A 25914-nucleotide genomic window follows, 5' to 3' on the forward strand; every position below is an offset into this window, starting at 1 on the left:
TCTCCTCGTCCTGGCGCCCGTCGTCCAGGCGCACCTCCTCCGGACGCCCGTCGTCCTGGCGGTCGGCGCCGTCCCGGGTGCCGAGGCGCTGGGCGTACGCGGCGACGATCTGTCTGCGGGAGTCGTCCAGGTACCGGCGCAGCATCCGCTCCGCCTTCGCGGGCTCCCCCGCGCGCAGCGTCGCCAGGATCTCCCGGTTGCGCACGAGGTAGGGCTCGTGGAGGCGCCGCGGGCTGTCCATGACGTGGAGCGCCAGCCGCAGTTCGGCGAGCACGCTGCCCATGACCTCGTCGGTGCGCGGGCTGCGGGCCAGCGCGACCAGCTCGCGGTGGAAGTGGATGTTGGCCGTCGCGAGGTCCTTCCAGCGCCACTCCCGCACCGCGGCCTCGCCCTCGGCGACCGTCGCGGCGAGCGCGTCCAGTCCGAACGGCGCGCCGGCGCCGTCCAGTTGGTGCACCACCCCGCACTCGACGAGCTTCCGCATCCGGTATATGTCGAGCACGTCCTCCACGGTGAGGACCCGGACGAACACTCCGCGGTTGAGCCGGTGTTCCAGCAGCCGCTCGTGCGTGAGCAGCCGGAAGGACTCGCGGAGGGTGTTGCGTGAGACTCCGAGCGCACCGCCGATGTTCCCCTCCGACAGCCGGGTCCCCGGCGGGAAGAAGCCCTCCGCGATCCGGCTGCGCAGCACGTCCGCGACGCGTTCCGCGGTGCTGGTACGGCTCAACAGCGCGCGGTCGCCCGCCAGTTCGCCGTCCCGCTGGGGCGCCGGAGGCGACGCGACGAGCCGGGGAGGCGCCACGCCTGGCCCGGAGGACGGCCTGCCGCCCGTCCCGGCGTCCGGCCCCGACTCCGATTCCGGCCCAGACACCGGCATCAACTCCGGTTCCACTTCGGGTTCCACGGGTTCCGCATCGGGCCGTACGGCGGAAAGCCACGCCCGCTCCGGGTCGGTCCTCCCCAATTGGGCACCCCCTCTTGTCCGTTCGTCTGGTCCGACCGCCGTGTACTTGCGGCTCCCCTCGGCGCGGCACCGGTGGCACCGGCGCGCATACATCGCTACGAACCCCTTGAAGGATCGTTCAACGATCCTCTACGTTATCCCGGACACCGGCCCGGCACCACCGGCCGGAGCACATTCCCGGCGGCACCCTCTCCCTCTGCGAGGTGCACATGAACAGCAGCCAGATACCAAGCGCCCCACACGAGGGCAGCGGGTCCGAGCACGCCTCGGTGCAAGGCGCCGGAAGCGAAGCCGGGGCCGCGAACGGCCGGGAAGCCGGCGGCCCGTTCGCCTGGTTCCGCGAACTCGGCGCCTCCGGACGCCGCGCCTTCGCGGGCGCGTTCGGCGGCTACGCCCTCGACTCCTACGACTTCTTCACGCTGCCGCTCGGCATGGTCGCCATCGGCGCGTACTTCAGCCTCGACCCGGGCCAGACCGGCCTGCTCACGACCGTCACCCTCGTCGTCTCCGCCGTCGGCGGCGCGCTCGCGGGCATCCTGGCCGACCGCATCGGACGCGTCCGGACGCTGGTGCTCACCGTCGGCACGTACGCCTTCTTCACCCTGCTCTGCGGCTTCGCCCCCAACTACGAGACCCTGCTGCTCTTCCGCGGTCTGCAAGGCCTCGGCTTCGGCGGCGAGTGGGCGGTCGGCGCGATCCTCGTGGCCGAGTACGCCACGGCGAAGCGGCGCGGGCGCACGCTCGGCGTCATCCAGAGTTCGTGGGCGGTGGGCTGGGCGCTCGCCGTGATCGTCTACACGGCCGTCTTCGAGTTCTTCGACGAATCGACCGCGTGGCGCGTGCTGTTCTGGACCGGTGCGCTGCCCGCGCTGCTGATCCTCTACGTACGGCGCAACGTCACCGACGCGCCGCAAGCCGCCGAGCAGCGCAAGAACAGCAGCGAAAAGGGCTCGTTCGCGGCGATCTTCACGCCCCGGCTGCGGCGTACGACGATCTTCGGAGTGCTGCTCTCGACCGGCGTGCAGGGCGGGTACTACACCCTCGCCACCTGGGTGCCCAGCTACCTCAAGACGGACCGCGGCCTGACGGTCGTCGGCACCGGCGGGTTCCTGACGTTCCTGATCTCGGGCGCCTTCATCGGCTACCTCACCGGCGGCTACCTCACCGACAAGCTCGGCCGCAAGCGCAACGTCGCGGTGTTCGCGGTGCTCTCCGCGGTCTCCGTCGTCGCCTACACGAACGTGCCGACGGGCTCCAACACCCTTGTGCTGCTGCTGGGTTTCCCGCTCGGCTTCTGCATGTCGGCCATCTTCAGCGGGTTCGGCTCCTTCCTGAGCGAGCTGTACCCCACGGCCGTACGAGGCACCGGGCAGGGATTCGTCTACAACACGGGGCGCGCGGTCGGCGCCTTCTTTCCCACGCTGGTCGGCTTCCTCGCCAACAGCTGGGGCGTGAGCGGCGCGCTCGTCTTCGGGGCCGCGGGGTACGGCCTCGCCCTGGTCGCGCTGCTGGGGCTTCCCGAGACGCGGGGACGGGCGCTGGTGTGAGGCCCGGGCGGGGCGGCCCGGTCGGCGGGACGGCCTGACGGCGAGACGCCCGTCCCGCCCGGAGCCCCGCGTCCGGTAGAAGCCGAACGACCGAGGGAAGGTGGAGGAACCCCATGTCCCGTACGACGCACGGCACTTCGGCGGAATCCGGTTCGCCGGCCGCTGAGCACGCCGAGCCGCCCGCGGACGGCGGCCCCGCCGAGGCGCGGGCGCTGATCCGCGGCGGCGACTCCCGTCCGACCCCCGGCCGCGCACCCGGCCACACGCAGGCCAACCTCATCTCCGTACCGCGCGACTGGGCCTACGACGTGCTGCTCTTCTGCCAGCGCAACCCGCGGCCGTGCCCCGTACTCGACGTGACGGACCCCGGCGGCACCTCGACCGTGCTGGCTCCCGGCGCCGACCTGCGCACCGACCTCCCCGCGTACCGGGTGTGGGAGCACGGCGAACTCGTCGACGAGCCCGTCGAGGTCACCGGACGCTGGCGCGAGGACCTGGTGACCTTCCTCATCGGGTGCAGCTTCACCTTCGAGTGGGCGCTGGCCGATGCGGGGGTCCCGCTGCGCCACATCGAGCAGGGCCGCAACGTCGCCATGTACGTGACGGATCGCCGGTGCCGTCCCGCGGGCCGCATGCACGGCCCGATGGTCGTCTCGATGCGGCCGGTACCGGAGGAACTGGTGGAGACGGCGGTACGGGTCTCGGGCCGCATGCCCGCCGTGCACGGTGCTCCGGTGCACATCGGCGACCCTTCCCTCCTCGGCATAGCGGACGTCGACGACCCCGACTTCGGCGACCGCACCGCGATGCGCCCGGGGGACGTGCCGGTCTTCTGGGCGTGCGGTGTCACACCCCAGGCCGCCGTCACCGCCTCGCGCCCGCCCTTCGCGATCACCCACGCCCCGGGCCGGATGCTGATCACGGACGTGCGGGACGAGCAGTACCTGGTGGCGTGAGCGGACGAAAACTGGCGTGTAGCCCCATGGGACCCAGTCGTCCGAAGCTCGCGCGTGGAGAAGCTGGGCGCGGCCGTCGCCGACTTCGACCCGCTGCCGTTCGACGGGGACGCCGCCGCTCGCTATGGGACTCTCGTCTCGCTGGTCCTCGCCCAGCGCCGGGCCCCCCGGCCCCGCAAGCAGGATCTGATGATCGCCGCGATCGCCTCCATTCGCGGTCTGCCCCTCTTCAGCCGCAATGCGGACGATTTCAAGGGCCTGGAGAGCGCGGTGACCGTCGTAGCCGTCTGACGGACGCGGTGAAGTGCCGCAGGAACCTCCCATCGGGGGTGGAAACGGCGGCTGTCGTCCGGTAAAGCCGTGGCGCGGACGGGAAGGAGAGGGCCACCCCGTCCCCCGGGAAGCCGGAACCGGAACACGTCACGGAGCACGTCGCCGAGCACGGCACGGAACCTGTCCCGGAGTTCGGCGTTCAGAGCCGTCCAGAGCCGCCCAGAAAGGCACCCCGACATGAACGCTCGCCCGCCGCTGCCGCCGTTCACCCTGGAGACCGCACGTCAGAAGGTTCAGGCCGCCGAGGACGCGTGGAACACGCGCGACCCGCACAAGGTCTCGCTCGCCTACACGGAGGACTCGGTGTGGCGCAACCGCGACGCCTTCGTCACCGGCCGCGCGGAGATCGTCGACCTGCTGACCAGGAAGTGGCAGCGCGAGCTGGAGTACGCGCTGCGCAAGAGCCTGTGGACCTTCGAGGGCAACCGCATCGCCGTCCGCTTCCAGTACGAGTGCCATGACGCGGAGGGCCAGTGGTGGCGCTCGTACGGGAACGAGCTGTGGGAGTTCGACTCGCAGGGGCTGATGTCGCGCCGCGAGGCGAGCATCAACGACGTACGCATCGCCGAGAGCGACCGCCGCATCTTCGGACCGCGCCCGGAGTCGGAGCGCGGGGCCGGCATTCCGCTGCGCTGACGTCAGCGAGTCGGCGCAGCAGGGCAGCCGGGCCGGGGCCGCCGCCCGGCGCCGGTGTCAACGGCGAGCCCACGGCCCGTCGTTGACACCGTCAGGGTCTCAGGCGGCCTCGGCCGTCAGGCCTCCTCGTAGACGATCCACACGTTGCCCCGGTCGAACGGCATCCGCTCGCCGTTCGGCAGCGTGAAGGTGGTCCCCGACTCCGCCTTGGGCCGCTCCCACGTCGTCTCGTACGCCTTGCCGTCGCGCAACACCGTCGCCTTGCCGCTGCCGACGGTCTTCTCGTACGGCGTACCGGCGTCGTCCGGCGGCATCTCCACCTTCTGCACCACGACGGTCTTGCCGCCCAGTCGCGCCCCGCCGGTGCTCGTCGCGGGAGCGCCGTCGAAGGAGGTGAGCCAGCGGTCCTCCTTCTTCGACCAGTCGAAGGTGGTCTCGGCCGAGCCGTAGTCCACCGAGCGCTGTGCCGTGGGCTCGCCGCCCTCCGGGGCGTCGTCGGCGAAGCGGAAGCCTATGTCCGCGCTCTTGCTGGCTTCGGGCGCGGTGTCGAGGAGTTCGTCGGGGTGGACGTAGAGGTTGTGCGGGGCCTCGTTGTCGCCGCCGCGGATGTAGGGCGCGGGGTACTTGTCGTGCGAGCGGGCATGGAGCGTCGACTTCTCTATGAGGTCCTCGACGCCCTTGCGCGCCCCCGAGTAGGAGAGCGCGGGACGGTCGAACATCCGCAGCTGCTCGACGTTGTACGCGCGGGCGCTGCGCACGGGCCCGAGGGAGTCGGGGAGCTTGCTGGAGTAGATCCCGAGCAACCGGCTGAGCCCGCCCTCGACCTTCTCCACGACGGTGATGTCGGCGTCCTCCAGCGCGGTGTGCGGACGCGCGTCCTTGTGGTTGTCGATCTTCACCGCCAGTACGGGCGCGGGCTCGGCGGGCAGTCCGGTGAAGGGCGAAGTGGCCTCGCGTGGCTGGCCGGAGGAGTGCTGGTGCGCACCGGCCGTGTCCCTCGCTCCGCCCGACGCCTCCTGGGCGGACGAGGTGCTCGCCGTGCTGCCGGCGGCCAGCGCAGCCACCGCCAGCGTGGTCAGCAGACGCGTGGCCCTGCCTATGCCCGCCTTGCCGCCGCGTCCTGCTCCGCCGCGTTCCGTGCCGCCGCCGCCCGTGCCGCCGTCGGAGGACGGCGAGCCGGTGGTCATGCCGTGCATGTGAACTGCCTTCCGTCGTGGGGGGTTTCGTAAGACAGCCACCTCATCTGTGCCGCGGCGCGCCGTCAATACCGCGCGTAGTCCGCCGTGCACGGCGGTCCCGCCGGGCCCGGGGGAGAGCGTCGAAGCCCTCCGCCGGAGCCCGACGGGCCGCCGTAGAGCGTCAGTTCTCCGCGGGCACGGCCGCCTCCGCGAGGGAGACGCGGATCTTGGACTGGCCGTGCGGGAGCTTCTCCCAGTCGTCCATGAAACGGGCTTCGAGGCCGTGCTTCTCCGCGAGCGCGACGAGCGTCTCCGTCCGGTAGTAGAAGTCCTCGCGGAGCACCTGGTGTTCGGAGCCCTCCGTACGGTCGAAGGTGAAGTCGAAGAAGCCTCGCGGGGCGAGGATGCGGCCGACGTGGGCCAGGCACTCGTCGATGACCTCGGGCGGTGAGTGGGAGAAGACGCTGTGCGCGTGCACGACGTCGAAGTGCCCGCTGGGCAGGAAGTCGAAGGTCAGGTCGTGCGTGAGCGTCAAGTGGGGGAGTTTCCCCTGTAGTTCGTAGTGCGAGATGGTCTTCTTGGCGGAGATCAGGATGTCGGGGGAGATGTCGATGCCGTAGTAGTTGCCGGTGTCGAGGTACTGGATGAACCGCCAGCCCGCCCGCAGGTTGCCGCACCCGATGTCGAGCATGCGGTGCTCCGGCCGGAGCCCGTGCCCAGTGAGGAAGTCGAACTGCATCCGGCCCAGCGCCAGCCAGCGGTCGTGGCTGCGGCTGCCGACCGCCGCCTCCGGGTTGTTCGCGGTGTCCGAGGCCATCACCGCGCGGTAGTAGGCGACGTGGTCCCGGTGCTTGAAGCGCAGCCAGCGGTCGCGGGCCGCACGCCGCACATACGGGGCGACGCGCGCCGGATTCCGCAGCGCGTACGAGACCTTGTGGCCGAGCCTCGCACGGTTCGCTGCCAGGGAGCGCGGGGTCTTCTTGGGCATGGCGGTGTACTCCTCGGTCGTTTCGGTGTTCTCGTCCCGACGGCGCCTTGACACATGCCGAAACGAATCACCGGCCATGTCGGACACGTTCACATACGGGGCGCTGTGCGGGGTGCGGGGTGCCGCACGGCAAGTCGGGTTCCCGCGGCGGGTATCGGCCGTCGGACGGCGGGGCGGCGGACGGCGTGCCGCGGGCGCTCCGCGGTCAGTCGGTGTGCGTGCGTCTCTGCTTGCGCGGGCCGGACTCCGGGCCGGCGCCGGGGTCCTGGCCCGCGCCGGGCGGGGCGACGACTCCGCTCTCGTACGCGAAGACCGCGGCCTGCGTGCGGTCGCGCAGGCCGAGCTTGTCGAGGACGCGGCTGACATGGGTCTTCACGGTCGACTCCGCGACGACGATGTGCTCGCCGATCTCGGCGTTCGACAGTCCCTGTGCCACGAGCGCCAGCACCTCCGTCTCCCTCTCGGTCAGTTCTGCGACGCGCTGTCTCAACGGGGCGCGCAGCCCCGTGCGTTCGGCCGGCATGCGGCTGAACTCGGCGATCAGACGGCGGGTGACCGTCGGTGCCAGCAGGGCGCCTCCGGTGGCCACGACCCTTATGCCGTCCGCGAGTTGACGCGCCGGGGCGTCCTTGAGCAGGAAGCCGCTCGCCCCTACGCGCAGCGCCTGGTAGACGTACTCGTCCAGGTCGTACGTCGTCAAGATCAGCACCTTCGTGGCGGGAAACGCCGCGACGATCTCCCGGGTGGCCTCCAGTCCGTTCATGACGGGCATCCGCACGTCGAGGAGCGCGACGTCGGGGCGGAGGACGGCGGTCTTCTCCACCGCATCGCGGCCGTCGACGGCCTCGCCCACGACGTCGATGTCCGGGCGGCTTCCCAGCAGTACGGAGAAGCCTTCGCGCACCATCTCCTGATCGTCGGCGATCAGGACGCGGATCGGGGGTTCGTCAGCCATCCGCGGCCTCCATGCGCCGTCCGCCGCCCGGCGCCGTCCCGGCCCCGGTCCCGGCCCCGGTCCCGGCCCCGCTCGGCAGATATCCCGTCACCTCGAAGCCGCCCTCCTCGGTCGGCCCCGCCTCCAGACGTCCGCCCAGCATGACGGCGCGCTCCCGCATGCCCGTCAGGCCGTGCCCTGCGCCCGGCGAGGGCGGAGGCGCCTGCGGCGGCGGGTCGTTGACGATGCGGAGCCCCAACCCGCCCGGGTCGTAGGCGAGTCCGACGCGAAGGGGCGCCTTCGGAGCGTGCCGTACGGCGTTGCTCAGGGCCTCCTGCACGATGCGGTACGCCGACAGCTCGACGCCGCGCGGCAGTTCGCGCACCTCGCCCGTCACCGTCTTCCCGACGGGCGCGCCCAGCGCCCGTACGCCCGCGAGCAGCGCGTCCAGATCGCCGAGGGCGGGCTGCGGCGCCTCGACGCCGCCGTCGGACGACGGGGCCGAGCCACCGGCGGACGGCGCCTGCGGCTCCTTCCGTATGACGCCGAGCACGCGGCGCAGCTCCGTGAGAGCGGCCACGGCGTTCTCCCGTACGTCCCCGAAGGCCTTCTCCAGCTCGGGCGGCGGCGCCTCCACCCGGTACGGTGCGGCCTCGGCCTGGATGGCGACGACCGACATGTGGTGCGCCACGACGTCGTGCAACTCCCGTGCGATGACGGCACGTTCCTCCAGCAGCATGCGCCGCGAGCGCTCCTCCTCGGTCGCGGCCGCGTGCGCGGCGGCCTCCGCGCGCGCCTCCCTGAGGCCCGTCACGACGAGAGCGGTGAGCGGCATCGGGGCCGAGACGAGCGCCATCGCCCACGCGCCCACGCTGAACGGGCCGTTGCCCACCGCGGCCAGCGCGACGACGAAGCACCACAGGCACACCACCGCACGCAGCCGCAGCCGCAGCGCGACGAGCACCGTCACGGCGCAGAAGGCGAGGAAGCCCGCCATCGCCCACGGCCGCCCCTGCGAGTCGTAGAACAGCAGGTTGGGCCACGCGCTCACGTCGGCGAACGGGAACGGACCCGCCATGCCGCCGGGATGGAAGACGCTGAGCCCCGTCGCCGCCACCAACAGCCATCCGGTCAGCACGGGCCACGACAGCGCGAGCAGCAGCGAACCCACGACGAGCATCACGCCCGCGAGCTTGTCGGCGCCCGTCACCTGCGACCGGTACTGGAAGGAGACCAGCAGCACGACCAGCGCCAGCACCGCGGCGTGCGGCGCCCGGCGCAGCGCCTCCCCGGCCGCGGGCGGAAGCGCCCGGCGGACGCCCGCCGGGAGCGGAAGCCGGGCCAGGGGCGGCAGCGGACGGCGTACGAGGGCGTCGCGCACGAGGTCCCCGAACAGGCCGCCGAGAAGGCCGCGTACGAGCTGGACGGACATGGCAGCGACCATATGGGGGCAGGGCGCCGGGGGCATCCGTCCCAGGTCGCATCGGTTCGCATCCCACTCAGGGACTACGCGGAAGCGGCAGAAGGACTTAAGGTCCACGTCAGGGCGCCGACCGCCGGGAGTCCCACATCGCCCGGAACCCGGGCGCGCCCGGCGCCCCGGCAGATCCCGGAAGCCCGAGAAGCCCGACAAGTCCCCAGCTCTCACACACGCCGCTCCCCTGCGATCCGCCCGCGCTCGCGGGGAGTCCGCGATCCCCCGTCCCGTACGAAAGGAACGACCGTGCGCGTCGCCGTCCTGGACGACTACCAGCAGGCCGCCCACCACTTCGCCGACTGGCAGAGCCTGGACGCCGAAGTCACCTTCTTCCACGAGCACATCGGCGACACCGACGCCCTCGCCGCGGCCCTGCGCGGCTACGACGTCGTCGTCGCGATGCGCGAACGCACCCCGTTCACCGCCGAGCGGTTCGAGCGCCTGCCCGATCTGGGCCTCCTCGTGACCACGGGCATGGCGAACGCCGCGATCGACCTGGCCGCCGCCGAGCGCCACGGCGTGACCGTGTGCGGCACGCAGAGCCCGGCCACCGCGACGCCCGAACTCACCTGGGGGCTGATCCTCTCGCTGCTGCGCCACATCCCCGCGGAGTCCACCGGGGTGCGCGAGGGGCAGTGGCAGCACTCGATAGGCGGCGACCTCTACGGACGCACGCTCGGCATCGTCGGGCTCGGGCGCCTCGGGTCGCGGGTCGCGGCCGTAGCGCGAGCCTTCGGGATGCGCGTACTGGCCTGGAGCAGCAACCTCGAACCGTCGACGGCACGCGAGCGCGGCGCGGAGCCCGTCAGCAAGCAGACCCTCTTCTCCGAGGCCGACATCGTGACCGTCCACTACAAGCTCAGCGAGCGCAGCACCGGGCTGATCGGCAGGGAGGAGCTGTCGTGGATGAAGCCCACCGCGTTCATCGTGAACACTTCGCGCGGGCCGCTGATCGACACCGAAGCGCTCGTCGACGCCCTGATCGAGGGGCGGATCGCGGGCGCCGGCCTGGACGTCTACGACGTCGAGCCGCTGCCCGCCGACGATCCGATCCGCACGGCGCCCCGCACCGTACTGACGCCTCACCTCGGATACGTCACCGAGGAGACCTACCGGATCTTCTATGGAGAGGCACTGGAGGACATCACGGCGTGGGCGGCGGGCGAGCCGGTGCGGACGCTGACGCCCTGAGCGCGGGCCGGGCGCGGCCGGGGCGCGGGGGCAGTTCCGGCCCGGCGCGCGCACCGCACCGCCCGGTGCGACGCTGGCGGGGGACGCATACCCCAGCGAAAGGGACCGCGGCATGGCGAAGCGAATGGTGGCCGACGCCTACGGCGGGCCGGAAGTGCTCTCCCTGATCGACACCGACGTCCCGGCGCCGGAGCCGGGCACCGTGACGCTGCGCACCAAGGCCATCGGCGTCAACCCCATGGACTACAAGCTCTACAGCGGCAACATGGGCGACGACCCGTCCGCGCTGCCCTTGCCGCTGGGCGCGGAGTCGGCGGGCGTGGTGACGGCGGTCGGCCAGGACGCGGAGGGCCCCGCCGGTCCCCTCTCCGTCGGGGACGAGGTGATGGCCTACCCGGTGGCCGGCGCCTACGCGACCGAGCTGAACGTCCCGGCCTCCAGCGTCGCGCCGAAGCCGCCCGAGCTGACCTGGGAGGCCGCCGCCGGGCTGCTGGCCGCCGGTGCGACGGCCGTGCACGCCGCCACCGCCATCGGCGTCGCGGAGGGCGAGACGCTGCTGATCCACGGGGCGTCGGGCGGCGTGGGTCTCATCGCCGTGCAGCTCGGCATGGCGGCGGGCGCACGCGTGATCGGCACCGCGGGCGAGAGCCATCTCGCACAGGTCGAGCGGTACGGGGCCACCGCCCTGCCGTACGGCGACGGCCTCCTGGAGCGCGTGCGCGAGGCGGCGCCGGAGGGAGTGGACGCGGTCATCGACACCTCGGGCACGCGGCAGGCGATCGACGCCTCGCTCGAACTGGTCAAGGACCCCGGCCGCATCGTCTCCATCCTCGCCTTCGACCGCGGCGACACCGGCATCAAGCTGATCGGCGGCGCACCCGGCGCCGACCCGGGCGAGCAGATCAGGGCCGACGCGTGGCGGAAGCTCGTGAAGCTCGCGCGCCAGGGCGAGTTGGAGGTCGTGGTCGCCCGTACGTACTCCCTCGCGGAGGCCGCCGAGGCCCACCGCTTCCTGGCGGAGGGCCACCCCGGCGGCAAGGTGGTGCTGCTGCCCTGAGCCGGGGGCGAGGGGCGACTGAGCCGAGTGAGCCGGGGGCCAGGAGGGGCGCTCCGGCGCCGGGGCCGAGGGCCGCGGCGCCGGAGCCGACCGGCTGAGGGGCAGGGTCGAGGGGTCCGGGATCGAGGGCCGGAGGCTCGGGGGATGGAACCGGGGCGGGAGCCCTGGGTTCAGAGCGATCAGAGGGATCAGAGCCGTTCCCCGAGGAACGCGAGGGTGCGCTCCCAGGCGAGCCGGGTCGAGTCCGGGTCGTACGTGCCGAGGTGGTTCTCCTCGTTCGCGAAGGCGTGACCCGCCGGATAACGCTCGATGGTCACATTGGCTCCCGATTCCGCGCGGATGCGGGCGGCGATCTGCTCCGCGCGGGCGGGCGAGGCGTTCTCGTCCAACTCGCCGTAGTGGCCGAGGACATCGGCGCGGACTCCGGCGAAGTCCACCTCGTCGTCGCTGGCCACGCCGTAGTACGGCACGGCCGCTGCGACCTTCTCCCCCGCCTCGGCCGCGAGCGCGAGGACGAAGCCGCCGCCCATGCAGAAGCCCACGGCGCCCACGGCGTCGCCCCGCACCGCGTCGTGCGCGAGCAAGTAGTCGACGGCACCGGCGAGTTCGCGCACTGCCTGGCTCATCGGCAGCTGGGAGGCGAGGCGCGCGGCGTCGTCGCTGTCGTGCGTCGTACGGCCGCCGTACAGGTCGGGGGCGAGTGCCACATAGCCGGCGGCGGCGAACTGGTCGGCCACTTCGGCGATCTGATCCGTCAGCCCCCACCACTCCTGGATGACGATGACCCCCGGGCCGGAGCCGCCTTCGGGGAGGGCGAGATAGCCGTAGATCTCGACGCCGTCGGCGTCGAAGCGCAGGTTCTGGCGCAGCGGTGGTGCAGACACGAGGTGTTCCGCCTTTCTGCTTCGGGTGCTCGTTGCTGTCGGTCTCGGGGACGGGCGCGGTTCCGTGGCGCCGGTGGTGTCGCGCCGCTGGTCCCCTCGGTGGTCCCGTCGTGGGCTTCCGCGTCGTCGGTTTCGCGTCGTGCTTCGGCGTCGGTGGTTTCCGCTTCCGTGCTCTCTGCGTCGGTGGCTCCCGTGGTGTCGCCGGTGCGGACGTGACGCACCCGCGCACGGGCCGCGCGACGGCCCGCCGCGTCCGGTGGGTGCCCGGCCCCGAGGCTGATAACCCGTCGAAGCGGAAGATCGCACACGTACGGCCGGGACGGAACCAAGCCTGGGAGTGCGGCAATCGCGGGCCATGCAGGGCCATGAAGCGGAGGCTCGGTGCTGAGGCGGCTCAGCACTCCCCCGGCACCGAGGAGTCGGCCGCCAGCTCGCGGACGCGCTCGGGGGTCGGGTACTCGTCGGTGCCTTCGAAGCCGGAGAGCGTGGCGAGCGGGCCGCCGAGGTAGCCGGTGCGGAAGAAGTCGTTGCCGGTGGTGGCGTCCAGCAGCCAGTTGGCGACGGTGCGGCAGCGGGCGTTGCTCGTCCGCAGCGCCGCGAGATGGTATCCGCGCGTGACCAACTGGGCGGGAACGCCGCTCAGTTCGACACCGAGGGGGCGTGCCAGGGCGTCGAGCCCGCCGAGGTCGACGACGAGTCCCAGATCGCGGTGCTCGTACGGCCGTGTCGGTCTGCCCCGCAGCACGGCCGCGACGTTGCGCGCGGCCCGCCGTCCCTGGCGCATCGCGTGCTGAGCGGTGGGCGGGCACACCGGCCCGCCGTCGCCGCCTCCCTCGGACAGGTCGGGTACGGCGGCGGCGTCCCCCAGCGCGAAGACGCCCTCTCTGCCCGGCACGCGCAGATCGGGCCGGACCGCCAGCCGCCCGCGCACCGTCTCCGCGTCGAGGGTGGCGACCAGCGGGCTGGCGGTCACGCCCGCCGTCCAGACGAGAGTGTGGCTGCGCAGCGAACGGCCGTCGGTGAGGGTCACGGCGCCGTCCGTCACGCCCGACACCGAGACCCCGAGCGAGACCCGCGCGCCGCGCGCCGTGACGAGCTTCAGCGCCTTGCGGCCGAGCCGGTCGCCGAGCTCCGGCATCAGCTTCGGGGCGTGGTCGACGAGGTGCCACTCGATCCGCCGGGGGTCGATGCGGCGGTAGCGCCGCACGGCGCTGGCCGTCAGCCGCTGGAGGCTGGCGACCGTCTCCGTACCGGCGTAGCCGCCGCCGACCACGACGAACCGCAGCCGCGCCGCGCGCTCCGCCTCGTCGTGCGTGACGGCGGCGAGGTCGAGCTGGGCGATGACGTGGTCGCGGATGTACGCCGCCTCGGCGAGCGTCTTCATGCCGCGTGCCCACCGGTCCAGGCCGGGGATGTCGAAGGTGCGCGTGACGCTGCCGGGGGTGAGGACGAGGTAGTCGTAGCGCTGGTTGACCAGTTCGCCCGTGATGAGCCGTACGACGCACACCTTCGCGCCGGTGTCCACGCCGATGGCGGCCCCGGGCACGATCCGCGTGCGGCGCAGGACGCGGCGCAGCGCCGGAGCCACGGCCTCGGGTGTGAGGACGCCGGAGGCGACCTGCGGGAGGAGCGGCAGGTAGAGCTGGTAGTCGTACGGGGTGACGAGGGAGATCTCGGCCTCGCTCTCCCGGAGTTCGCGCTCCAGACCGCGCGCACAGCTGAGTCCGGCGAAGCCGCCGCCGACGATGAGCACCTTGGGTCGATCCATGGCCGCTTCACCCGCCCTCACACGCCGGGGTCCGTGGGTCTCGAGGATTCGTCCGGCCCGCGCCGGGGGCGGCTCCGTGCGAAAAGGCTCGCACGGCACCGCGGGGGCCGCATCCGCTCGGGTCCTCCCGGCGGACCCGAGGACCTCTGCGGTCCAGGTCGGCTCCAGGTCGGCTCAGTGCAGGAGCTTGAGCCCGACCACGCCTCCGACGATCAGGAACAGGCACAGCAGACGCGTCACCGCGACGGACTCACCGAGCACCGCCATCCCGTAGAGAGCCGTGCCGATGGCCCCGATCCCCACCCACACGCCGTACGCGGTGCCGAGGGGGATGTGGCTCACCGCGTACGCCAGACCGGTCATGCTGCACGCCAGCACCACGACGAAGACCACCGTCGGCCACACCCTCTGGAAGTTGCCGGACGCGTCCAGCGCGCTCGCCCACACGGTCTCCAGCACTCCCGAGACGATGAGAACAACCCAGGCGAGACTCATGACGACGCGCTCCACTCCGCCCGCGCCCGCGGGCCCCTGTTGCCGGCTGCGCTCAGCAGTCGATCACAGCGGTGAACCGCCGACACGCACGCGAGGCGCCCGCGCCGTCCACAGGGTGTGGGCGACGCGGGCGCCGGGGGCGACGCGAACGGGGCCGGCCGGACGGCGGCCCGGCTCCGCGTCAGACGCCGATGTCGCCGCCGTCCTTGCGCCAGACGCTGACGACCGACGGACGTACGTACGCGTCCGGTCCGTCGGGCCACTGCGAGGCGGGCTCCTCCACGGTCGCGCCGTCCACCTCGCCGGGGTGCTGCACGGCGACCAGGACGCGCCGGTCCTGGACCAGCGGCCCGCAGGTCTCCGCGCCGGTCGGCATCGTCAGGAACTGCCGCACCTCACCGCGCCGTCCTCCCGCCGTGGCGACGCCGAACAGACCGTCGTGCGAGCCGAGTTCGTTGCCGTCCGTGGAGAGCCACAGGTTGCCGTAGTCGTCGAAGGCGACGTTGTCCGGGCAGGAGATGGGGCTGACCTGGTCCTTGGGGAAGCCGCCGAAGTACGTGCCCGGGTCCTCGGGATCGCCGCACACCAGGAAGAGCCGCCAGCTGAAGCTGCGGGCCGCCGGGTCGTCGCCGTGCTCGGCGAACTCCAGGACGTGGCCGTGCTTGTTGTCCTTGCGCGGGTTGGCCTCGTCGGGGCCCGCCTTGCCCGAGGCGCCGCGGTCGGTGTTGTTGGTGAGGGCGGCGTAGACGCGTCCGGTGCGCGGGCTGGGTTCGACGTCCTCGGGGCGGTCCATCTTCGTGGCGCCGGCCTTGTCACCCGCGATGCGCGCGAAGACGTACACCTCGTCCGCCGTCATGCCCTCCACATGGGAGCGGTCGCCCGTGGCCAGCGGGATCCACTTGCCCTTGCCGTCGAACTCGTGGTCGTCCGAGGGGAGTTCGCCGGAGCCGTCGATGTCGTCCGCGGGACTGTCGCCGGTCAGCTTCGCGACGTAGAGCGTGCCGTGGTCCAGCAGCGTCATGTTGTGCTCGTGGTCCGCACGGCTGCCGCCGCGCCGCATCCGCTTCGACGAGACGAACTTGTAGAGGTACTCGAAGCGTTCGTCGTCGCCCATGTAGACCACGGCACGGCCGTCGTTCGTCAGCCGTGGCTGCGCGGCCTCGTGCTTGAAGCGGCCGAGCGCGGTGCGCTTGCGGGGCACCGACTCCGGGTCGTACGGGTCGAGTTCGACGACCCAGCCGAAGCGGTGCGGCTCGTACGGCTCCTTCGTGACGTCGAAGCGGTCGTCGAACTTCTCCCACTTGCGCTCCGTGTCGGTGCCCTTGAGCGCGTAGCGGTTGAGCCGCTTGCGGTGTTCGTCGTCCTCGACCTTGTCGGTGTTGGCGAAGTACTGGTCGACGTTCTCCTCGCCGTGCAGCGTCGTGCCCCACGGAGTGGTGCCGCCCGAGCAGTTGTTGAGGGTGCCGAGGACCTTGCGGCCCTCCGGGTCCGCGGACGTGCGCAGCCACTTGCTGCCGGCCGCCGGGCCGGTCACCTCGAACGGCGTGGTCGCGGTGACGCGCCGGTTGAGGCGGTGACGCGGTACGGCCCTGAGCGCGCCCGAACCCTTCTCGCCCTCGACGACCACGACGGAGAGCCCGTGCGCGGCCCAGCCGATCTCGGCCTGCTCACGGGTCGGGTCGTCGGCGTCGTAACCCGCGAACATCAGTACTTCGTCGGTGTATTCGTGGTTGGCGACCATCAACTGCCGCTTGCCGCCGCCTCCTTCGTCCCCGTCCTTCTTGTCCAGCGGGAGCAGCGAGAGGAAGTCGTTGTTGTAGCCGAACTGCCCCTCCTGCGCCTTCGCGGACTGCTTCTCGGGGTCGAAGTCGGGCGCCCCGCGCAGGATCGGTTCGCCCCAGCGGATCACGATGTTCTGCCCGTACCCCTCCGGGACGGTCACCTTGTCGTCCGTGTTCGGCTCGACGGGCGTGAAGCGCAGCCCCTTCGCGGGCTTCCCCTTCGCCTTGTCGGCCTCCGCGGCACCGGCGGGCTGGCCGCTGCACGCGGCCGTACTCGTGGCGGCCACCACCCCGGCGACGGCTCCGGCACGCAGCACGGTCCGGCGCGAGAGGGCGCGGGCGATCACATCCCCGGCGTACTCGTTGCCGCTGGTGTTGGGCGCCTCGTGGAAGCAGGCGTCACCGCACCGGTAACGACAGGTCATGGCGGACCTGCCGCCCGGGTGCGAGCCGAGCACCGTCAGCAGCTTGCGCATGGTCTCCTCCGGATCTCCGTGCATACGGCGGCGAGGAGACGCTATGGGCAGAGCCCCGCGAGGAGACGACCTCACGATGAACCACGGGTGAACCCTCGCCCGGCCCGAACGCTCGCCCCGCCGGGACGCCGGAGGCGGTCAGAGCAGGTCGGGGCCAGGGCCCCCCGGGGGCGGTGAGATCGGCGCCCCTTCCGGCGAGACCCACTCGACGCGGTGGTCCAGCCAGGCCGCGCACGACCACGAGAGCAGGAGCAGCGTCAGGACGACGACGGTGCCCTTGACGAAGGCGCGTGCGCCGCGCCGGCCGCGGCCGCGGAGCACGGCTCGCGTCAGGGACCAGGTGAGCAGCGTGATCAGGGGGAAACCGGCCACCATGCCCGGGAGTTCGATGTAGAGCAGGCTCATGTCGCGCTCGCCCTCGAAGGCCCCGCTCAGCCCGGGGCTCGCGCCGTGAAGCCACACTCCGAACCCCGTGGCGGCCCCGACGGCGGCCACCAGGCACCCGGCGGCCGTGGTGACCGTCGCTTCTCGCCTTTCACGCCCTTCACGCGATTCCATGCATAACCGGACGCTCGGATTCAGCACGGCAGTTCCCACAAGGCGCCTGAATCCGGGCCCGCTTGGCCGGAGCGGGATCCCGGCGCCGCCTCGTCAGCGGCGGCGCTTCGGCACGGCCGGTGCCTTCGCGCGGACCATCAGCGTCCCGACGTTGTCGGGCTCCGGGGCCGGGAGTACGTCCGCGTCGACGCCCGTGAATCCGCTGCGCGCCAGCAGGTCCGCCCACATCTCGGTCGAGTACGACCAGCGCAGCACCGGCAGCCTGCGGCCGCTGAGGCCGTTGCCGTACATCGCCTGGGGGCCGTAGAAGCCCTCGATGGGCTCGGCCTGCGAAAGGGCAAGCACACCACCGGGGTTGAGGCGGCGGAGGATCAGCGGGATCAGCCGCTCCGGGTCGGTGAACCAGACGGCGCCCCACCGGGAGAAGACCGCGTCGAACGTCGAGGAAGTGTCCGCGAGGTACTCGCACGCCTCCGCGTTGACGAAGGAGAGCCCCGGCGTGCCCTCCCACCACAGGCGCGCGCGGGCGATCTGCGCGGGCGAGAAGTCGAGCGCCGTCACCTCGACTCCCTTACGGGCGAGATAGACCGACTCCCTGCCCTCGGCCGAGCCCAACTCCAGGGCGGTGCGCGGCCGTCCGAGGAAGCCGCTGCCCGGACCGTGCCCGGGATACTGCGTCCACTCGAAGGAATCGACCACGGGGGCCGAGGGTGTTCCGTCTCCCTTGTGCGGCTTGTACGTGTCCCAGTACTCGGGAAGGCTCTTCGACGTGAGAGGCATGCGTTTCCTCGCAGGGTGCGGGCATGGTGTCACCTGCCCCGTCACCGTAGGGTCCGCCGCTTCCACGCCGGGCCGGGACCGTACGGCTTCACCCGAACGTGCTGCGGCTCGCGCGGGCGTCGGGGAACGGCGTAGGGGCGCGGCCGTACGTACACCGCGTACCTGCACAGCCGTACGGGCACGGCGTACGGTCGACGAGCCCGGGTACGGCTTCCCGCAGGCCGGCGGCGTACGTCCACGGCGACGGCACGTCCACGGCGACGGACGTCCACACCACAGGAAGGCGGCGAGGCCACGTGACCACCTTCGACTCCCCCGTCCCGCGATTCCATCTGGCAATGCCCGTCGACGACTTGACCGCCGCCCGCCACTTCTACGGCGAGGTGCTCGGCCTTGAGCAGGGCCGCAGCGCTGACACCTGGACGGACTGGAATCTCCACGGGCATCAGTTCGTCACCCACCTCGCACCCGGTCGTGGCCACGGTGACGACGACGGCCGGGGTGACGCCGACGGCGGCGTGCACAACGCCGTCGACGGACACGACGTGCCGGTCCCGCACTTCGGCCTGATCCTCTCCGTGCCGGAGTTCCACAAGCTGGCGGACCGGCTGCGGGCCGCCGGCACGGAGTTCGTGATCGAGCCGTACGTGCGCTTCGAGGGTCAGGCGGGCGAGCAGTGGACGATGTTCCTGCGCGATCCGGCCGGAAACGCCCTGGAGTTCAAGGCGTTCGCCGACGACGGGCAGGTCTTCGCCACCGGTTGACGGCCCCAGGGGCCGGGGCCCGCGTCGACGGCCGCTTCGCCTTCACAGAATGATCCCGGTCGCGAAAAGCGAGCGCCGGAACTCCGAGCGCCTCCGCCTCGCGGGTGAGACGGGGAGAGAGTCGCGCCGTTTCAGACGGTGGCGAGCAGCAAATCTTCTCCGCTCGACGGGCGGAGGCCGTCGGAGCGATCGGCGAAGTAGCGCTCGCCGAGCGAAGCTCCCGAGACGTGCCGGACCTCTTCGAAGCCGGATTCGCGGGCCAGCGCCAGCATTTCCTGCGGGGCGTAGAAGCTGACGAACGGTGTTCCGGATGCTTGCGCGCCCTGCTTGCTCCTCTGGAGGCCGGAGCGGTCGGCGGCGTCCACGAGTTCGGCAGGCAGAAGGAAGGTCATGGCGAGCGTCGAGCCGGGCGCGAGCCCGGCGATCTGCCGAAGGGTGGCCACGGTGGCGTCCTTGGTGAGGTACATGGTGACGCCGGTGGAGACGATGACCGCCGGCCGGCTGGAGTCGAAGCCCGCGGCGGCCAGTTGCTCCAGCCAGTCCTCGCTCGCCTCGAAGTCGACGGGCACCAGGCGCAGGAAGTCGGGGCTGCCGTAGCCGAGTTCGGTCAGGCGGCGCCGCTTCCAGGCCTGAGGGCCGGGCTGGTCGACCTCGAAGATCCGCAGCCGGGAGGCGAGTCCGGGCTTGCGCTGGGCGAACGTGTCCAGGCCGGCTCCCAGGATGACGTACTGCGTGACGCCGCGCTCCGCCTGCTCGGCCACAAGGTCCTCGATGAAGCGGGCGCGGGCCACGATGGCCGCCCGGAACGCGCTGGTGCCATCCGGGTCCATGTCCGGGCGATCGCGCCAGCCGTCGCCCGGGGCTGCCAGCCGCAGGCCGATCTCGTCCTCCACCACGTGCGGCGGCGAGTCGACCTGGAGGTGCATGGCCCGCCAGAGAGCGGTACGTACAGCCGTGCTGTCCGGCGCCTCGGTCTGCTCGTCTGCCATGGGGCTGCCTCTCGTAGTACGAAGCCACGCGGGGCCGAGATCGTCCCACAGCGGGATCACTCACGGGCGGCGGGCGACCCGCCGCCGGTCGGGCGAGCCCTGCCCCTGCCCGACGGCGGCGCGGTCCGCGCCGGACGCCTGCACGGACGCGTCTGCGGACATCGCAGCCCCGATCAAGCAGCCCATCGCGAACCGGATGCGGACGATGGTGCCGACACGGTGCGCCCTGGAGTCCTCATGGTCCACGGAGATCACCCGGGTTCCATCGCGGCGAACAGACGTGGGTGCGAGGCTCGTTGTGCAGGTCAGCGCCGGGAAAGGCACCCTGGGTACCCGGAAGCTTCCATCGGGGCCCGCTCACCGGGTGGTGGTACACGCGTGTTGCTCGCGTGTTGCCCGCGTGCCGCCCGCCCCGGCGACAGGATCGGCACCGGGACTCGGTCCGCCCTTCAACGGCCGGACCAGGGAGGAGACTTGTGTCACTGGCTCTCGAAGACCGCATCGCCGTCACCGAGTTGATCTCGTCGCACGGCCATCTCGTCGACGACGGAAGCCTCGACCGGCTGCACGAGCTGTTCACTTCGGACGTCGTGTACGACCTGACCGACTTCGGCCAGGGCCGGCTCACGGGTGTGGCCGCGGTACGGGAGGCGGCCCTCGCTCTGGGATCCGCCAATCCCGTCGCGCATCACGTCACCAACGTCGTCGTGACCGGTTCGTCGGACGGGCGGGCGGAGGTCCGCTCCAAGGGCCTCGGCATCAAGGCGGACGGCTCGTGCGGTTCCGTCTCGTACGACGACACCGTGGTACGCACGCCCGACGGGTGGCGGATCTCCCGCCGCAAGGTGTCGTCACGGCGCGTTCCGCTGAACGGCGCGACCGCGTCCGGCTGACCGGCCGCGCGCCCTCCGCCGTCCCGTCGGTTAGAGCACGACTCCCGGCGCACGCACGCATGACGAAGGCCCCGGAGGGGCGCGTCGCGCGCCGTCCGGGGCCTTCGTCGCCGCAGTGGTCAGCCCACGATGCCGCTGGCGCCCTCCACGGCGGGAACGCCGCCGTTCAGGTTGGCCGAGACACCGCCCAGGCCGGGCAGGTTGCCGCTGACCGAGCCGGCGACGCCGCCCGGGCCGGGCGTGACGTCGACGCTGGCAAGGCCGCCGGGGAGGGAGGCGCCGACACCGCCGGAGACGTTGTCGAGTTCGGCGTCGGAGAGCTCAGCGGTCTCGATCGTGTTGCGCATCGAAGCTTCCAATCAGAGGGGGACGTGTGTCTGGTGATTCCGATGTCGAGGGATCACAACATCTCTCCGGGCCTCCGCGCCCACCCGTTACGCACGTCTCCTCATGACCGTCACGTGATCTTCCGATTCGTTTCTGCGTCGTCATCCGGCGGCCCCCCGGCGGCCGGTCTCAGCCGGTTCCCCCGGCCCGGTACACCAGCAGATACCGCCAGAACAGCAGCCGGCGCAGCGTCGAGCCGGGCAGCAGCCGGGCGGATTCCGTCCGGGTCTCGGCGTACGACAGCGGGGGCGGCCAGACGAGCGGGACCTGGACGGCCTGCGCGGGACGGCGCCTGCTCCGCAGCCGGTCCGCCGTGAGGAGGAAGAGCCCCGGGAGGGCCCACGCGAAGTCGGCCGGTGTTCTGGCCTCGTAGAGCCCCAGCACGGCCAGAACGCCACCGGGGGCGAGGGCCCGGCGCAGTGTGAGCACCGTGTCGAACGGCATGTGGTGGAGGCTCGCGATGCACGAGATGAAGTCGTAGTGGCCGTCGGGCAGTCGGGCCTCGCGCACGTCGGCCCGGCGGTAGCGGGGGCCGCCGCCCGCCGCCCGCGCCGCCTCGATGACATCCGCGTGGCTGTCCATCCCCTCGGCGTCCAGCCCCCGCTCCGCGAGGAGCCGCGCGAACCCGCCCGTCCCGCACCCGACGTCCAGCGCCGTACGGGCTCCCTCCGGCACCTGCTTCAGCAGCAGCGGGTGGTAGTGGTCGTTCAAGTTCATGCGGGCGGACGCTACTCCGGCCCGGCGGGGCACCGCAGTGGACGGCGCAGCCCGCGGCTTCGCCTGCCGCCTCGCCGCTCGCCTTTCGCCTTTCGCCTTTCGCCTTTCGCCTTTCGTGCGAGACACAGAGGAGTCCCCGCCCAGTTGCGGGCGGGGACTCCGAGGTCGCGACGGATCAGGCCGTCAGGCCCGATACTCAGACCATGCCGACGCCGGGGACGTACCGGTAGCTCCCTTGGTACCTCGGCTCCGGCGCCCAGCGGCCGCCCCGGTCCCTGTACAGCCACTGACCGTCGTGGCACACCCGCTGCCGGCCGGTGAGCGGCGAGGTGATCCCCTCGCCGCTCTCGTACCAGTGGCGTCCGGGCCGGGACGTCCAGCAGGCGCCCGACGAGGGCGGATAGGGGACGTGCACGGCCCGCTGATGGGTCGTGAGGGACGGAGCGGCCTGAGCCTGACCGGTGCCGGCGATCCCCGCCAGGGCCGCGGCGCCGATCAGCGTCGCGATTACTCGACGTGCTTGCATTGAGGGCTCTTCTCTTAGGCGACAAGTGCGATCTGATCGGTCGACCCTCTTCGCAACGGCTATTCGTTCTGTGATCGGAATCCACTCGGAAGAGTGCGGATGCGTCGGATCGGCCCACGCGCGGCGGGGGCGCGGGGCCCATGTGCGCGCGCCGTCACCGCAGGCGCCCCTCGCCCAGGAGCCCTCCGCCCTCCAATGAGAACCCCTCCGCCGAAGACCCCCGGCACATGCGAGAGCCCCGGCACGAGCGGTCGGCATGCGCCGACGTACGTACCGGGGCCTGTCGTGCCCGGCTGGGTGCCCGAGACAGTCAGCCGAGAAGGCCGGTGACGCCCTCCACGCTGGGGGCGGTGCCGCTAACGGTGCCGGAGACGCCGCCGACGCCGTCGACGCCGCCGCTCAGGCTGCCGGCGACACCGTCCAGGCCGGCGGTGACGGCACCGCCGAGGGAGGCACCCACGCCACCCGAGACGGCGTCGAGGGCGGTGTCGGAGATCTCGGCGGTCTCGATCTGGGTCATGTCACGCATGCAGAAATTCCAATCAACAGGCGGGGGGATGGGATCCGGGGATTCCGGAGGTCGGGGGATCACAACATGCCGGCGCGCGCGTCTGCCACTCTCAGCAACCGTCTCCCCATGACCCTCACTCGATCCCAAGATTTGTGACCACGCCCGGTACGCCGGGCACACCCGGCACACAGACCTCACTCGGCACGGCGCCGTACGCGGCGTTGCCCGCAGCGACCGTGCCCGGGCCGTACGCGATGCGTCTCCGCCGCTCAACACCTCGCCGCCCGAGGCCCGTTGCACGCTCGGCCGCCCTCGGCCGTCCCATCGGCCGTCCCATGGGCCGTCCGCTCAGCCGTCGCCGCCGCGGCCCTTCCGGAGATCCACGCGCGCCCAGAGCTGCTTGTGGTCCGAGTGCTCGGAGTAGCTGACGGTGCTCGACTCGACGCGCACGGACGGCGAGACGAAGAGGTAGTCGATCTTCCCCTTGCTGTGGGTCTGCTCCCCGGAACGGCACTGCGCGTACCGGGACCGCGGCAGCTCGGCCTCCTGGCGCCGGGGCTTCATCGTGTCCCCGCACGGACTGGAGGCCTCCTTGAAGGCGCCGCGCGCACCGTGCTCGTAGTCGCGGTCGTAGAGACGCCCGAGCACACCGGAGAGCGGCACGTCGTTGACGTCTCCTCCGAAGAGGACGGTGTAGTCCGCGTACCGCGACGTCAGGACCTGCTGGACCTTCGCGACCTCGCGCTTCCGGCTGACGAGGTACTTGCCGCCCCCGGGCGTGAGATGCGCGGAGCAGACGACGAGCCTCCGCTTCTCCGCGCGCACGCAGACCATCTCGCGGTGCTCGTCGCCGTCGGTGGAGCCCAGCTGGTGGACGTCCACGTCGTCCTTGTCGAAGCCCAGTCCGCGGCGGAAGACGATCGTGTTGCCGAAGTCGGTGGGGTGGTGGCACCGCGCGGGGGTCCCGGGGTCCCGGGCGAGGTTGTCCACGGGGCTGAAGATCACGGTGTAGCCGGGCAGCCGGTCCTCCAGCCGCGCGTCCCAGTCCCGGCAGGTCTCCTGCATCGTGACGAACGCGGGCTTGCGGTCCTTCACGTCCTCGGCGAGGGCGTCGGGCGGTGCGTTGCGCTCCCCGCCGTACTCGGTCGTTCCGCCCGCCATGTTGAACTGGCCGATGACGTACGCGCCCTGGGCCGGCTTCTCGGGCTGCGGCCCGGAGTCCGAGCCGGCGATCAGCACCCCGGCGGCCACCAGGGCGGCGGCCGCCACGACACCGGACAGCGGAGCAATCACGCGACGGATGACGCCCTCCATGGTCCGGTGCCGTGTGTGAAGTTTCGGTACGCGCACAGCTTGCAGAGGCTCGGGAGGAGCGTCAACAGAGCGCCCCGGCCGTCCGTATCGTGCGCCCACCGTCCGTCCCGGACGCGCTCACGCAGAGTTATCGGAAGGAATCCGGTCCCCGCAGACAGTTAGGATTTCGACCATGGCGGCCACTGGATCAGAGCAGACGGAGTCGAAGGCGTACTACGTCACGACTCCCATTTACTACGTCAACGACGCTCCCCACCTGGGCCACGCCTACACGACCGTCGCAGGCGACGTGCTCACGCGCTGGCACCGGCAGCGCGGCGAGAAGGTGTGGTACCTCACCGGCACGGACGAGCACGGTCAGAAGATCATGCGCACCGCAGTCGCCAACGGGGTCTCCCCGCAGGCGTGGTGCGACCGGCTCGTCGAGGAGGCGTGGAAGCCCCTCTGGGAGCATCTGGACATCGGCAACGACGACTTCATCCGTACGACGGAGAAGCGGCACACCGAGCGGGTCCGCGAGTTCGTGCAGGATCTCTACGACAAGGGCGAGATCTACCAGGGCGGTTACGAGGGCCCGTACTGCGTGGGCTGCGAGGAGTACAAGACCTACGGCGAACTGCTCGACGGCGAGGGGGAGTTCGAGGGGCAGAAGCTGTGCCCCATCCACCGCACGCCGGTCGAGATGCTCCAGGAGGAGAACTACTTCTTCAAGCTGTCCGAGTACGGCCCGAGGCTGCTGGAGCACTACGAGCAGCACCCGGAGTTCATCCAGCCCGAGTCCGCGCGGAACGAGATCGTGAACTTCGTGCGGCAGGGCCTGGAGGATCTGTCGATCTCGCGCTCGACGTTCGACTGGGGCGTCAAGGTGCCCTGGGACGACAAGCACGTCATCTACGTCTGGATCGACGCGCTGCTCAACTACGCGACGGCGGTGGGCTACGGCGCGGACCAGGAGCGCTTCGAGCGGACCTTCCCCGCGGACGTGCACCTCGTCGGCAAAGACATCCTCCGCTTCCACACGGTGATCTGGCCGGCGATGCTGATGGCCAACGGACTGCCGCTGCCCGGCAAGATCGTGGCGAACGGCTGGCTGATGGTCGGCGGCGAGAAGATGTCGAAGTCGAACCTGACGGGCATCTCCCCGCAGCAGCTCACGGAGCACTTCGGAGTCGACGCGTACCGCTGGTACTTCATGCGGGCCATCGCCTTCGGTCAGGACGGCTCGTTCTCCTGGGAGGACTTCTCCGCCCGGTACACCAGCGAACTGGCCAACGACTACGGCAACTTGGCGTCCCGCGTCGCCGCGATGGTCGGCAAGTACTTCGGCGGCACGCTGCCGGAGTCGACCGCGAGCGGCGAGGCCGAGCAGGCCGTCGTGGACGGGCTGGCGAAGGCGGTCGCCGAGGCCGACCGGCGCATCGGCGACGAGCTGGACTTCGCCGGCGGCATCGCGGCGGTCTTCGACTTCGTCAAGCAGGTCAACGGCTATCTGACGGAGCAGGAGCCGTGGAAGGTCGCCAAGACCGAAACGGACGACGCCCGGGCCCGGTTGGCGACGATCCTCTACACGGCGGCCGAGTCGCTGCGCGCGTGCGCGGTGCTGCTGAACTCCGTCATGCCGGAGTCGTCGGCGAAGCTGTGGGACTCGCTGGGCGCCGAGCCGCATCTCGGCCCGCTGGCCGACCAGCGCGTGGGCGACACGGCGCGCTGGGGGCAGCTGCCCGCGGGCGCGACGGTCACGAAGGGCGGCGCGCTCTTCCCGCGCCTGGAGGAGCCGAAGTAGCCACGCGCCGCGTACGCAACGAGGGCC

26 protein-coding genes and 1 pseudogene are annotated in these 25914 nt (G+C 71.7%); 9 read left to right on the forward strand and 18 right to left on the reverse strand.

The annotated features are described in order from the left end of the window. Positions 1-79: 79 nt before the first annotated feature. Positions 80-802, reverse strand: a pseudogene (locus QQM67_RS22620) (GntR family transcriptional regulator); the annotation flags it as partial. Positions 803-1173: 371 nt separating this feature from the next. Here QQM67_RS22620 and QQM67_RS22625 point away from each other — a divergent pair. The 4 genes from QQM67_RS22625 to QQM67_RS22640 all read left to right on the forward strand — a co-directional run bounded on the left by QQM67_RS22625 (position 1174) and on the right by QQM67_RS22640 (position 4436). Next, positions 1174-2511 (forward strand): MFS transporter, encoded by a 1338-nt coding sequence (locus QQM67_RS22625; protein ID WP_314175857.1) that lies wholly within the window; start codon positions 1174-1176, stop codon positions 2509-2511. A 113-nt stretch (positions 2512-2624) separates the two neighbouring features. Further along, on the forward strand, positions 2625-3467 hold the full coding sequence (locus tag QQM67_RS22630) for a putative hydro-lyase (RefSeq protein WP_314175859.1): 843 nt from the start codon (positions 2625-2627) through the stop codon (positions 3465-3467). 54 nt (positions 3468-3521) lie between these two features. Next, the gene (locus tag QQM67_RS22635; RefSeq protein ID WP_314175861.1) at positions 3522-3758 is read left to right on the forward strand and encodes a PIN domain-containing protein; all 237 of its coding nucleotides are present in this window, start codon (positions 3522-3524) and stop codon (positions 3756-3758) included. Between the two features lie 219 nt (positions 3759-3977). Further along, a complete protein-coding gene (locus tag QQM67_RS22640) occupies positions 3978-4436 on the forward strand; it encodes a nuclear transport factor 2 family protein (RefSeq protein ID WP_314175862.1) in 459 nt (152 codons plus the stop codon). Between the two features lie 116 nt (positions 4437-4552). Here QQM67_RS22640 and QQM67_RS22645 read toward each other — a convergent pair whose 3' ends face one another. The 4 genes from QQM67_RS22645 to QQM67_RS22660 form a co-directional block, all read right to left on the reverse strand. Continuing rightward, positions 4553-5632 carry a DUF3048 domain-containing protein gene (locus tag QQM67_RS22645; RefSeq protein ID WP_314175864.1) on the reverse strand — a complete coding sequence of 360 codons (1080 nt, stop codon included), beginning with the start codon at positions 5630-5632 and terminating at the stop codon, positions 4553-4555. A 163-nt stretch (positions 5633-5795) separates the two neighbouring features. Then, positions 5796-6602 carry a class I SAM-dependent methyltransferase gene (locus tag QQM67_RS22650; protein WP_314175866.1) on the reverse strand — a complete coding sequence of 269 codons (807 nt, stop codon included), beginning with the start codon at positions 6600-6602 and terminating at the stop codon, positions 5796-5798. 205 nt (positions 6603-6807) lie between these two features. Continuing rightward, on the reverse strand, positions 6808-7557 hold the full coding sequence (locus QQM67_RS22655; RefSeq protein ID WP_314175868.1) for a response regulator transcription factor: 750 nt from the start codon (positions 7555-7557) through the stop codon (positions 6808-6810). Further along, positions 7550-8968 (reverse strand): sensor histidine kinase, encoded by a 1419-nt coding sequence (locus QQM67_RS22660; RefSeq protein WP_314175870.1) that lies wholly within the window; start codon positions 8966-8968, stop codon positions 7550-7552. The genes QQM67_RS22655 and QQM67_RS22660 overlap by 8 nt, the downstream gene beginning before the upstream one ends. Before the next feature lie 291 nt (positions 8969-9259). On the opposite strand from QQM67_RS22660, the gene QQM67_RS22665 reads away from it, so the two are divergent. Both QQM67_RS22665 and QQM67_RS22670 read left to right on the forward strand, forming a co-directional pair. Further along, positions 9260-10204 (forward strand): D-2-hydroxyacid dehydrogenase family protein, encoded by a 945-nt coding sequence (locus QQM67_RS22665; RefSeq protein WP_314175872.1) that lies wholly within the window; start codon positions 9260-9262, stop codon positions 10202-10204. A gap of 112 nt (positions 10205-10316) precedes the next feature. Then, positions 10317-11261: a quinone oxidoreductase family protein gene (locus QQM67_RS22670; protein ID WP_314175874.1), complete on the forward strand. Its 945-nt coding sequence runs from the start codon at positions 10317-10319 to the stop codon at positions 11259-11261. Between the two features lie 188 nt (positions 11262-11449). Here QQM67_RS22670 and QQM67_RS22675 read toward each other — a convergent pair whose 3' ends face one another. The 6 genes from QQM67_RS22675 to QQM67_RS22700 all read right to left on the reverse strand — a co-directional run bounded on the left by QQM67_RS22675 (position 11450) and on the right by QQM67_RS22700 (position 18003). Further along, on the reverse strand, positions 11450-12145 hold the full coding sequence (locus QQM67_RS22675; RefSeq protein WP_314175876.1) for a dienelactone hydrolase family protein: 696 nt from the start codon (positions 12143-12145) through the stop codon (positions 11450-11452). A 394-nt stretch (positions 12146-12539) separates the two neighbouring features. Beyond that, the gene (locus tag QQM67_RS22680; protein ID WP_314175878.1) at positions 12540-13913 is read right to left on the reverse strand and encodes an NAD(P)/FAD-dependent oxidoreductase; all 1374 of its coding nucleotides are present in this window, start codon (positions 13911-13913) and stop codon (positions 12540-12542) included. Positions 13914-14087: 174 nt separating this feature from the next. Then, on the reverse strand, positions 14088-14408 hold the full coding sequence (locus QQM67_RS22685) for a DMT family transporter (RefSeq protein ID WP_314175879.1): 321 nt from the start codon (positions 14406-14408) through the stop codon (positions 14088-14090). Between the two features lie 181 nt (positions 14409-14589). Next, positions 14590-16665, reverse strand: a complete 2076-nt coding sequence (locus tag QQM67_RS22690; RefSeq protein ID WP_314175881.1) for a PhoX family protein — start codon at positions 16663-16665, stop codon at positions 14590-14592. Positions 16666-16803: 138 nt separating this feature from the next. After that, positions 16804-17223 (reverse strand): hypothetical protein, encoded by a 420-nt coding sequence (locus tag QQM67_RS22695; RefSeq protein ID WP_314175882.1) that lies wholly within the window; start codon positions 17221-17223, stop codon positions 16804-16806. Positions 17224-17316: 93 nt separating this feature from the next. After that, the gene (locus QQM67_RS22700; protein ID WP_314175884.1) at positions 17317-18003 is read right to left on the reverse strand and encodes a class I SAM-dependent methyltransferase; all 687 of its coding nucleotides are present in this window, start codon (positions 18001-18003) and stop codon (positions 17317-17319) included. 296 nt (positions 18004-18299) lie between these two features. Here QQM67_RS22700 and QQM67_RS22705 point away from each other — a divergent pair, with 296 nt between their 5' ends. Next, positions 18300-18767 (forward strand): VOC family protein, encoded by a 468-nt coding sequence (locus QQM67_RS22705; protein ID WP_314175885.1) that lies wholly within the window; start codon positions 18300-18302, stop codon positions 18765-18767. 131 nt (positions 18768-18898) lie between these two features. On the opposite strand, the gene QQM67_RS22710 is transcribed toward QQM67_RS22705, so the two are convergent. Next, positions 18899-19756 carry a class I SAM-dependent methyltransferase gene (locus QQM67_RS22710; RefSeq protein WP_314175886.1) on the reverse strand — a complete coding sequence of 286 codons (858 nt, stop codon included), beginning with the start codon at positions 19754-19756 and terminating at the stop codon, positions 18899-18901. A 60-nt stretch (positions 19757-19816) separates the two neighbouring features. Beyond that, a complete protein-coding gene (locus QQM67_RS22715) occupies positions 19817-20011 on the reverse strand; it encodes a hypothetical protein (RefSeq protein ID WP_314175887.1) in 195 nt (64 codons plus the stop codon). A 221-nt stretch (positions 20012-20232) separates the two neighbouring features. Between QQM67_RS22715 and QQM67_RS22720 the strand changes: the two genes are divergently transcribed. After that, positions 20233-20649 carry a nuclear transport factor 2 family protein gene (locus QQM67_RS22720; protein ID WP_314175888.1) on the forward strand — a complete coding sequence of 139 codons (417 nt, stop codon included), beginning with the start codon at positions 20233-20235 and terminating at the stop codon, positions 20647-20649. A 119-nt stretch (positions 20650-20768) separates the two neighbouring features. Here the strand turns inward: QQM67_RS22720 and QQM67_RS22725 are convergent, their stop codons facing one another. From QQM67_RS22725 to QQM67_RS22745, 5 genes are all read right to left on the reverse strand, one after another. Beyond that, positions 20769-20996 carry a type A2 lantipeptide gene (locus QQM67_RS22725; RefSeq protein WP_314175889.1) on the reverse strand — a complete coding sequence of 76 codons (228 nt, stop codon included), beginning with the start codon at positions 20994-20996 and terminating at the stop codon, positions 20769-20771. A 169-nt stretch (positions 20997-21165) separates the two neighbouring features. After that, positions 21166-21753 carry a class I SAM-dependent methyltransferase gene (locus QQM67_RS22730; RefSeq protein ID WP_314175891.1) on the reverse strand — a complete coding sequence of 196 codons (588 nt, stop codon included), beginning with the start codon at positions 21751-21753 and terminating at the stop codon, positions 21166-21168. 196 nt (positions 21754-21949) lie between these two features. After that, positions 21950-22279, reverse strand: a complete 330-nt coding sequence (locus QQM67_RS22735) for a hypothetical protein (protein ID WP_314175893.1) — start codon at positions 22277-22279, stop codon at positions 21950-21952. Positions 22280-22589: 310 nt separating this feature from the next. Further along, on the reverse strand, positions 22590-22808 hold the full coding sequence (locus QQM67_RS22740; protein WP_314175895.1) for a type A2 lantipeptide: 219 nt from the start codon (positions 22806-22808) through the stop codon (positions 22590-22592). Positions 22809-23138: 330 nt separating this feature from the next. Next, positions 23139-24083 (reverse strand): endonuclease/exonuclease/phosphatase family protein, encoded by a 945-nt coding sequence (locus QQM67_RS22745; protein WP_314175897.1) that lies wholly within the window; start codon positions 24081-24083, stop codon positions 23139-23141. A 193-nt stretch (positions 24084-24276) separates the two neighbouring features. Between QQM67_RS22745 and metG the strand changes: the two genes are divergently transcribed. Beyond that, positions 24277-25887, forward strand: coding sequence for a methionine--tRNA ligase (metG, locus tag QQM67_RS22750; RefSeq protein ID WP_314175899.1), 1611 nt, complete (start codon positions 24277-24279; stop codon positions 25885-25887). Positions 25888-25914: the final 27 nt, after the last annotated feature.

It is taken from the genome of Streptomyces winkii (assembly GCF_032248595.1).
GTDB classification, from domain to species: Bacteria; Actinomycetota; Actinomycetes; order Streptomycetales; family Streptomycetaceae; genus Streptomyces; species Streptomyces winkii.